This is a genomic window from Streptomyces sp. SID1328, from assembly GCF_009865595.1.
GTDB classification, from domain to species: Bacteria; Actinomycetota; Actinomycetes; order Streptomycetales; family Streptomycetaceae; genus Streptomyces; species Streptomyces griseoluteus.
Genome location: NZ_WWKH01000650.1, coordinates 1 through 1327, shown reverse-complemented (window position 1 = coordinate 1327; position 1327 = coordinate 1). Strand labels below are relative to the sequence as shown.

The 1327-nt window shown below is 77.1% G+C and carries 3 protein-coding genes; 2 read left to right on the top strand and 1 reads right to left on the bottom strand.

Features of this window, described 5'->3' with window-relative positions:
* A partial coding sequence (locus GT030_RS21010; protein ID WP_161202429.1) for a hypothetical protein occupies window positions 1-204 on the bottom strand: 204 nt, incomplete at its 3' end.
* Between the two features lie 145 nt (window positions 205-349).
* Here GT030_RS21010 and GT030_RS21005 point away from each other — a divergent pair.
* On the top strand, window positions 350-916 hold the full coding sequence (locus GT030_RS21005) for an RNA polymerase sigma factor (RefSeq protein ID WP_161202428.1): 567 nt from the start codon (window positions 350-352) through the stop codon (window positions 914-916).
* Window positions 913-1327: zf-HC2 domain-containing protein (locus GT030_RS21000; RefSeq protein ID WP_161202427.1), on the top strand; the 415-nt coding region annotated here is incomplete at its 3' end. The genes GT030_RS21005 and GT030_RS21000, both read left to right, overlap by 4 nt.

Below are 1327 nucleotides of genomic sequence, written 5' to 3'. Positions count from 1 at the left end.
CGGGACGGGGTCGGCGTCACCGGTGAGCGGGACGGTGTCGGCGAGCGGGGGCTCGCTGGTCAGCGGCTCGGCGCCGGGCAGCGGGGGCTCGCTGGTGAGCGGAGCCTCCACACAGGCGCTCTCCGCGCTGAACGCGCAGTCGGCGGGCGTCTCCGCCTCGGGTTTCCACTGGGCGGGCAGGAACAGGTGAGCCGCTGCGGCCACGGGAGCCTCCTTGGTCACGGGGGGCGGGTTCGTTTTGCCGGATTACCCAGCCCTACCCAGACACACGGCTGCCACGCCCGCACGGGAGAGTGATCCACCGCTCGGGGGCGGGGCGATAGAGGGGGGTGTGAGACTGTTCCGCCCCATGGGGGGCCACCGGGAGAAGGACGACGGTGCCCTGCTGCGGGCCGTCGCGGCGGGCGACCAGGCGGCGCTCGCCGACCTGTACGACCGGCACGCGGGCTGGCTGCACGCGCGGCTGGCCCGGCGCTGCGCCGACCCGGAGGTGGTCCGGGAGGTGCTCCAGGACACCTTCGTCACGGTGTGGCGTTCGGCTTCCGGGCACCGGGGCGCGGAGGCGGGCGGCTGGCTGTGGACCATCGCGGCCCGGCGCCTGGTCGACGCCCGCCGCGCCCAGGAGCGCACCGCGCGGGTCGCGCCGGAGGCGGAGGCGGCCGCCGTGCCGTCCGCCGAGGACCGGGTGCTGGCCGGGCTGGAGTACGGCGATGTCGGCACCGCCCTGGACCGGATCTCCCCCGAGCTGCGCGAGGTGCTGCGCGCGACCGTGGTCGACGGCCTCACCACCCGTGAGACGGCCCGGCTGCTCGGCATACCGGAGGGCACCGTCAAGTCCCGCGCCCGGCGCGCCCGTACCGAACTGCGGGCGGCGCTGGCCCAGTTGAACCCGTCCCCGCTGGGAGGCCCGGCATGAGCAGGCAGTGGCACACGAACGAGGCCCAGGCCGCCCGGTACGCCGCCGGTTCCCTGCCGGAGCCGGACGCCTGGTCCCTGGAGAGGCACCTGGAGTCCTGCGCGGGCTGCGCCTCCCGCGTCTCAGCGGCGGTACGGGCCACGGCGGCGGGGGCGGTGCTGACGGACGTACGGGCCGCGGTGCTGGCCTCCGCCGTACGGGAGGTTCCCGTGTCCTGGTTCGCCCGGCTGCTGTGGGCCGCGGGTCCCGCCGTGCGCGGTGCCTGGTCGGTGGCGCTGCTGGGGGTGGCCGGGGCCGCGCTGCTGCTGGGCCAGTTCCGGGGCGCCCCGGAGGCGCGGACGCTGCTGCTGGCGCTCGCCCCGGTGGTGCCCGTGGCCGGGGTCGCGCTGTCCTACGGCCCGCACGCCGACC

Coding starts and splice junctions, on each gene's coding strand:
- GT030_RS21005 (WP_161202428.1), top strand. CDS start 350: ATGGGGGGCCACCGGGAGAAGGACGACGGTGCCCTGCTGCGGGCCGTC.